Here is a 7,748-nt window from a genome sequence, read left to right as displayed (position 1 = left end):
TCAATACCCTATCGTAAGTTGGCATCAAAATTATAATTAAATCTATAGAGAAATGGTATGAGTCACTATGACTTCAGCAACGCCGATGGCGGCAGTTGGGCGTCCTATGGCAACTCGATCCGCTTGGCGCTGTACACAGCGATCTTTGGCAGCATCATCGTTTTTGCCGGGGCCTATCTGGTGGAGAAGGCCCGGGTGGCGAAACCGCTGCGCACGGCCACCCATCTACTGGCGCTGATCCCCATGGCGGTACCGGGGATGGTGCTGGGGCTGGCCTATATTTTCTTTTTCAACGCGCCGGGCAACCCGCTGAATGTTCTGTACGGCAGCATGGCGATTTTGGTGCTGTCCACGATTGCGCATTTCTACACCGTCAGCCACCTCACCGCGCTGACCGCGCTTAAGCAGCTTGATCCAGAATTTGAGTCGGTGTCGGCCTCGCTCAAAACCCCGTTCTACCGCACTTTCTGGCGAGTTACGACGCCGATGTGCCTGCCGGCAATTTTGGACATTGGAATCTACTTCTTCATCAACGCCATGACCACGGTATCCGCTGTCGTTTTCCTTTATTCGCCAAACACTACGCTAGCCTCGGTAGCGGTACTCAACATGGATGATGCTGGCGATACTGCGCCGGCGGCAGCAATGGCCATGCTGATCGTGTTGACCGCTGGGGTTATGCGGTTGCTGCATGCGGTTTTGAGCCGCTGGCTGCACCAGCGCACCCAGGCATGGCGACAACGATAAAATTCTGGCCGTTTCAGATCATATCTGCTGTCGCAATTTGCCAGTCCTGGGTTCAGACCGAAAATAAGCCGTATCCCTCTTGCCAAGCTGCCGCCCTTTGGTTAACCTTTCGCCCCTATCGCTTAGGCGCGTAGCTCAGTTGGTTAGAGCACCACCTTGACATGGTGGGGGTCGTTGGTTCGAGTCCAATCGCGCCTACCAAACTTTTGTGAGTTGCAAAGCCGGTTCAGTTTGTACAAAGGGCGCGCCTTCCTTCCAAAAGAAGGGTTTTAGGAGCGCCCTTTACTATTTTACTCAGCGAAACCGTTAGTGGATTAAGAGAGTTGCAGCAATGCCGGTAATCACGCTTCCTGATGGCAGCCCGCGCGTTTTTGACGAGCCAGTCAGCATATACGAAGTCGCCGCCGCAATCGGTCCAGGCTTGGCCAAAGCGGCTTTGGCCGGCAAAGTAGACGGCCAGGTGCGCGACACCTCGCATCTCATCGTGCAGGATGCAAAGCTGGCGATCATCACCGAGCGCGACCCGGAAGGGCTGGAGATCATCCGCCATTCCAGCGCTCACTTGCTGGCGCACGCGGTCAAGCAACTCTATCCCACCGCCCAGGTCACCATCGGCCCGGTCATCGATAACGGCTTTTATTACGACTTCGCCTTTGAACGTTCTTTTACTCCGGATGATCTGGAACGCATCCAGGCGCGGATGGAAGAACTGGCGGCGCAGGACCTTCCAGTGACCCGTTCGGTCATGCCCCGCGATGAAGCCGTCACCTTCTTTCGCAATATGGGCGAGGAGTACAAGGCGCAAATCATTGCCGACATTCCGGCGGATCAGGATATTTCGCTATACCGACAGGCTGATTTCATCGATCTCTGCCGTGGCCCGCATGTGCCGTCTACCGGTCGAATCAAGGCGTTCAAGCTGATGAAAGTAGCCGGGGCCTACTGGCGCGGCGACTCCCGCAACGAAATGTTGCAACGGATCTATGGCACCGCCTGGCAGGATCAAAAGGCGTTGAAAGCCTATCTGCACCGGCTGGAGGAAGCGGAAAAGCGCGATCATCGTCGTATCGGCAAGGCGCTCAACCTGTTCCATGTTCAGGAGGAAGCGCCCGGCATGGTGTTCTGGCACGACCACGGTTGGCGCGTCTACGTCGAAATCCAGAATTACATCCGCCAACTGCTGCGCGAACACGGCTATCAGGAAATTCATACCCCGCAGATCGTGGATCGCAGTCTGTGGGAACGCTCCGGGCACTGGGAAAAGTTTCGCGCCGACATGTTCACCACCGCATCGGAAAACCGCGATTACGCGATCAAGCCGATGAACTGCCCCTGCCACATTCAGGTTTATAACCAGGGACTGAAGAGCTACCGCGATTTGCCGCTGCGACTGGCCGAGTTTGGATCCTGTCATCGCAACGAACCGTCCGGCACCCTGCACGGGCTGATGCGGGTGCGCAACTTCGTCCAGGACGACGCGCATATCTTCTGCACTGAAGATCAGATTCAGCCCGAAGTATCGGCGTTCATGGATCTGCTGTTCCGGGTTTACGGCGATTTCGGATTCAGTGAAGTGCAATTGGCGTTGGCGACCCGGCCCGAGCAGCGGGTCGGCAGCAACGACGTCTGGAGCAAGGCTGAGAGCGCGCTGGAACTGGCGCTGAACCGCACCGGTTTGCCGTGGCGGTTGAAACCGGGCGAGGGCGCATTTTACGGGCCGAAGATCGAATTCGTGCTGCGCGACTGTCTGGATCGACTGTGGCAGTGCGGCACTATCCAGGTGGATTTTTCGATGCCCGGTCGGCTGGACGCCCATTACATTGCCGAGGATGGCAGCAAGCGAGTACCGGTTATGCTCCATCGGGCCATTCTCGGTTCGCTGGAGCGTTTCATCGGTATCCTTATCGAGCATTACGCCGGGGCGTTGCCGGTTTGGCTGGCGCCAGTGCAGGCAGTGGTGCTCGACATCACTGATCATCAGGCGGCTTATGCAGCCCAGATCGAAAAAAACCTTATGCAACAAGGTTTCCGCGTAGCTGCTGACTTGAGAAACGAGAAGATCGGCTTTAAAATTCGTGAACACACGCTACAGCGCATTCCGTACCTGCTGGTAGTGGGTGATCGGGAGATGGCAACAGAAACGGTCGCTGTGCGCACCTGCACCGGCAAGGACTTGGGCAGCATGAGCCTGACTGCGGTTGTGGATCTCCTGCAAACCGACATCGTCCGGCGCGGGCGAACCGAATAATCACTGGAGGACAGCAACATCGCCGCGAATAATGAACTCCGGCTCAATGACGAGATCACCGGGCGTGAAGTACGCCTCATCGATCAAGAGGGTGAGCAGGCCGGGGTTGTGCCCTTGGTGCAAGCCCGACAGATGGCTGAGGATGCTGAACTGGACTTGGTGGAAATCTCCCCGAACGCCAAACCGCCGGTTTGCCGCATCATGGACTATGGCAAGTTCCGCTTCGATCAGGCTAAGAAGCAGCAGGAAGCCAGGAAGAAGCAGAAACAGATTCAGGTTAAGGAAGTGAAATTTCGTCCAGGTACGGACGAAGGAGACTATCAGGTCAAACTACGCAACCTGATCCGTTTCCTGACCGAAGGCGACAAAGCCAAGGTGACGCTGCGGTTTCGGGGCCGCGAAATGGCGCACCAAGATTTGGGGATGAACCTCCTCAAGCGCGTTGAAGCCGATCTTGCGCCCTACGGCACGGTGGAACAGCGACCCAGAATGGAAGGGCGGCAGATGGTGATGACCATCGCGCCGATCAAGAAGAATTAACTCCCTTCGGAGGGTTGGCAGTTCCCAGCTTCGGCACGCACCGGGGTTAGCCCATTCATTTACCTTTTGCAATCGCGGAGTCATGCAATGCCCAAGATGAAAACCAATCGCGGCGCGGCCAAGCGCTTTAGCCGCACCGGGTCCGGCAAATTCAAGACGGCCCACTCGCACCACCGGCACATCCTGACCAAGAAGACCACCAAGCGGAAGCGCCAGTTGCGCGGAACCATGACCGTAGCGGCGGTGGATACCCCGGCCGTGCGCCGGATGTTGCCCTACGCTTGACGCTGCTGGATTAGAGGAAAAGCCATGCCCCGAGTAAAACGTGGTGTTACTGCCCACGCCCGTCACAAGAAAGTTCTGAACCAGGCTAAAGGCTATTACGGTGCCCGTAGCAAGGTGTTCCGGGTGGCCAAACAGGCTGTTATCAAAGCCGGCCAATATGCCTACCGCGACCGCCGTCAGAAGAAGCGCGAATTCCGTGCGCTGTGGATTGCCCGCATCAATGCCGGCGCCCGCGAGAATGGCCTGTCTTACAGCCGGATGATCAACGGGCTGAATCTGGCGACCATCGAAATTGACCGTAAGGTGCTGGCTGATTTGGCGGTGTTCGACAAGCCGGCGTTTGCCGAACTGGCCAGCCGCGCCAAGGTTGCGCTCGGCATCGCCTGAATCCATCCGCAGGGCCGGGTTCCGGTCTGCGGCGCATGTAGGCTTCTTGATGGGGAAAGGCGATGATCCTTTCCCCTTTTCAATGGCCCCGATGGTTTACTGTGTTGAGAGATCGCTCGCGTGGATGCATTGCCCGAACTCCTCCTAGTTGCTCGCACTACGATTACCGGAGCCGACGATCTCGCCGCGCTGGATCAATGGCGGGTGCATTATCTGGGCAAAAAGGGGGTGCTTACCGAACGCCTCAAGGAGCTGGGCCGGTTGCCGCCCGAACAGCGGCGCGAGGCCGGCCAGGCGATTAATGAGGCCAAGCAAGCGCTGGAAACTGCGCTCACCCTGCGCAAGACCGCGCTGGAAGCAGTGGCGCTGAATGCCCGACTGGCGAGCGAGGCGATTGACGTGACCCTGCCAGGACGTGGTCAGCAACCGGGCGGTCGCCACCCGCTCAGCCGTACCCTGGCGCGGATTGAGGCGTTCTTCACCGGCATCGGCTTTGCGGTCGCCGAAGGGCCGGAGGTCGAGGATGATTTCCACAACTTCGAGGCCCTCAATATCCCGCCGCATCACCCGGCGCGGGCGATGCACGACACCTTTTATTTCGACGCCCACACCCTGCTTCGCACCCACACTTCGCCGGTGCAAATCCGGGTGCTGGAGCAGCAGGCACCGCCGGTGCGGATCATCGCGCCGGGGCGGGTTTATCGTTGCGATTCGGATCTAACCCACTCACCAATGTTTCATCAGGTCGAGGGTTTGCTGGTGGATGAAGCCGTAAGTTTCGCCGACCTGAAAGGAGTGCTGGACGATTTCCTGCGCCACTTCTTCGAGCGCGATTTGGCGGTGCGTTTCCGCCCGTCCTATTTTCCGTTTACCGAACCCTCGGCCGAGGTGGATATTCAGTGCGTCATCTGTGGCGGTAGCGGCTGCCGGGTGTGCAAGCACAGCGGTTGGCTGGAAGTGCTGGGCTGCGGCATGGTGCATCCAGCGGTCTTTGCCAAAGTTGGCATTGATTCCGAGCGCTACACCGGCTATGCCTTCGGGATGGGCGTTGAACGCCTGACCATGTTGCGCTATGGCGTCAATGATTTGCGGCTGTTTTTCGAGAATGATCTGCGCTTTTTGCGGCAGTTCCAGTAACGCGGATCGAGGAAACAAGGGATGAAAGTCAGCGAACAATGGTTGCGGGAATGGGTGAATCCTGCGGTTTCCAGCGCCGAACTGGTGGCGCAACTGACCATGGCCGGTCTGGAGGTAGACCGCACCGAAGCCGCCGCGCCCGCGTTTGAGCAGGTGGTGGTCGGTTGCGTGATCGGGCTGATGCCACATCCCGATGCCGACCGGTTGCGGGTGGCAACGGTGGAAGTAGGGGGCATGGAACCGTTGCAGATTGTCTGTGGCGCGCCGAATGTCGCAGTCGGGATGTATGCGCCTACGGCCCTGATCGGCGCGGTGTTGCCCGGCGGTTTTACCATCAAAAAATCCAAACTGCGCGGCGTTGAATCGCAAGGGATGTTGTGTTCAGCCACAGAGCTGGGGCTGGCGGAAACTTCAGAGGGTTTACTGCCGCTGCCGGATGGCAGTCGCCCCGGTCAAAGTGTGCGTGAGTTGCTGCAACTGGACGATGCGCTGATCGAGATTGAGCTGACGCCGAATCGCGGTGACTGTCTGGGTATGGAAGGTATCGCCCGCGAAGTGGCGACGATCAACCGCTGCGAGTTCCGGCCCGTTGCAGCCGATGCCGTCGCGCCGATGCTGGACGCGACCTTTCCAGTGAGCTTGCTCGACCCTGCGGGTTGTCCGCGTTATGTGGGTCGAGTGATTCGCGGCGTCAATCCAGCGGCCGCGACGCCGTTGTGGATGAAAGAGCGCTTGCGCCGTGCCGGAGTGCGCAGTTTGGGGCCGCTGGTGGATGTGACCAATTATGTGATGCTGGAACTCGGCCAGCCGATGCACGCTTTCGATCTGGGTCGGTTGAGCGGTGGCATTGAAGTGCGCTGCGCCCGGCCTGGCGAGCGGCTGGAACTGCTGAATGGTTCGGTGGTGGAGCCGGATGCGGACACGCTACTGATCGCGGACGGCAATGGCCCGCTGGCCCTGGCGGGAATCATGGGCGGTGAAATCAGCTCCTGCACTGCGGCTACCCGCGACGTGTTTCTGGAAAGCGCCTTCTTTACCCCGGCCAGTATTGCCGGTCGCGCCCGCCGCTACGGCTTGCAAACCGATTCCTCCTATCGCTTCGAGCGTGGGGTGGATTCGCAGTTGCAGCGCCGCGCCGCCGAACGCGCCACCCGCCTGCTGATGGATATGGCGGGTGGTCAACCGGGGCCGATCATCGAGGCGGTTTCCCCGGAGCATTTGCCCGCCGAACCGGCGATTCGCCTGCGCCCGGAGCGGATTCGCACGCTGCTGGGGCTGGATATTCCGGCGTCCGAAGTCGAGGAAATCCTGCGCCGCCTGGGCATGGCGGTGGCGGTGGAAGTGGAGCATTGGCTGGTGGTTCCACCGAGCAGCCGGTTTGATATTGCTCTGGAAGCGGATCTGATTGAAGAAATCATCCGCATTTACGGCTATCACCGTCTGCCGGGCAACCGGCCTCTGATTCGACTGGATTTACCTCCGCAATCAGAAGGGCAGGTCGCGCCGGAGCGGTTCAAGGAAACCCTGGTGCAACGCGGCTTTCAGGAGGTCATTACCTACAGCTTTGTCGATCCGGCGTTCCAGCACCGCCTTGACCCGGAGCGCAAACCGCTGGCGCTGGCGAATCCGATTTCTGCCGATCTGGCGGTTATGCGCACCAGTTTATGGCCTGGATTGTTCAAGGCGCTGATTTACAATCAGAAACGCCAGCAGCCGCGTGGCCGGCTGTTTGAGCAGGGTTTGAACTTCATTCCAACAGATGATGGATTGCAGCAGGAGCCGTACATTGCCGGGGTCGTCGTTGGCACCGTTTTTTCGGAACAGTGGGGCGTACCGGCCCGGACGACGGATTTCTTCGATCTCAAGGCCGATGTCGAGGCGCTGCTGGCCCTGACTGGTGAAGCGGAAACCTTCACCTTCGTTGCCGCCACTCATCCGGCGCTGCATCCGGGCCAAAGCGCCCGCATCGAACGCAGTGGCGTAGCAGTCGGCTGGTTGGGCGCGTTGCATCCACAGGTGGCGCGGGAGTTGGAGGTGGAAGGCGATGCCTTCGTCTTCGAGTTGTCGTTGAGCGGATTGCAGGCGGCGCGACTACCGGCGTTTCGGGAGATTTCCAAGTTTCCGGCCAGTCGTCGCGACATTGCTATCGTGGTGGAGGAAGCGATCAGCGCCCAGGCGATTCAGGATTGCATCCGTCATTATGGCGGCGAGCGCTTGCGCGAAGTGCGGCTGTTCGATGTCTATCGCGGCAAAGGAATTGCGGAAGGTCAGAAAAGTTTGGCTTTGGGATTGATTTTACAAGATTTCTCGCACAATCTTACTGATAGTGTGGTCGAGGCGACCGTATCCGGGATCATTGCTGAACTGTCTGGGCAGTTTGGCGCAACGCTTAGGATTTAGAAGC

Annotated in this window: 6 protein-coding genes, 1 tRNA gene and 1 pseudogene; all 8 read left to right on the top strand. The window is 58.9% G+C overall.

Annotated elements, in window-relative coordinates; genetic code table 11:
• Positions 1-57: 57 nt before the first annotated feature.
• Positions 58-747, top strand: a pseudogene (locus BN874_RS17410) (ABC transporter permease subunit); the annotation flags it as partial.
• Between the two features lie 124 nt (positions 748-871).
• Positions 872-948: transfer RNA gene (locus BN874_RS17405), tRNA-Val, on the top strand.
• A 130-nt stretch (positions 949-1,078) separates the two neighbouring features.
• Positions 1,079-2,995 carry a threonine--tRNA ligase gene (gene thrS / locus BN874_RS17400; protein WP_034435548.1) on the top strand — a complete coding sequence of 639 codons (1,917 nt, stop codon included), beginning with the start codon at positions 1,079-1,081 and terminating at the stop codon, positions 2,993-2,995.
• Positions 2,996-3,013: 18 nt separating this feature from the next.
• Positions 3,014-3,535: a translation initiation factor IF-3 gene (infC, locus tag BN874_RS17395; protein WP_081756491.1), complete on the top strand. Its 522-nt coding sequence runs from the start codon at positions 3,014-3,016 to the stop codon at positions 3,533-3,535.
• An 87-nt stretch (positions 3,536-3,622) separates the two neighbouring features.
• Positions 3,623-3,820 carry a 50S ribosomal protein L35 gene (gene rpmI, locus BN874_RS17390; RefSeq protein WP_034435546.1) on the top strand — a complete coding sequence of 66 codons (198 nt, stop codon included), beginning with the start codon at positions 3,623-3,625 and terminating at the stop codon, positions 3,818-3,820.
• Between the two features lie 24 nt (positions 3,821-3,844).
• A complete protein-coding gene (gene rplT, locus BN874_RS17385) occupies positions 3,845-4,207 on the top strand; it encodes a 50S ribosomal protein L20 (RefSeq protein WP_034435545.1) in 363 nt (120 codons plus the stop codon).
• Between the two features lie 120 nt (positions 4,208-4,327).
• On the top strand, positions 4,328-5,344 hold the full coding sequence (pheS, locus tag BN874_RS17380) for a phenylalanine--tRNA ligase subunit alpha (protein WP_034435544.1): 1,017 nt from the start codon (positions 4,328-4,330) through the stop codon (positions 5,342-5,344).
• Positions 5,345-5,365: 21 nt separating this feature from the next.
• The gene (gene pheT, locus BN874_RS17375) at positions 5,366-7,744 is read left to right on the top strand and encodes a phenylalanine--tRNA ligase subunit beta (protein WP_034435543.1); all 2,379 of its coding nucleotides are present in this window, start codon (positions 5,366-5,368) and stop codon (positions 7,742-7,744) included.
• Positions 7,745-7,748: the final 4 nt, after the last annotated feature.

The organism is Candidatus Contendobacter odensis Run_B_J11 (genome assembly GCF_000531125.1).
Lineage (GTDB): Bacteria > Pseudomonadota > Gammaproteobacteria > Competibacterales > Competibacteraceae > Contendibacter > Contendibacter odensensis.
This window is presented reverse-complemented; position numbering and strand designations above follow the sequence as displayed.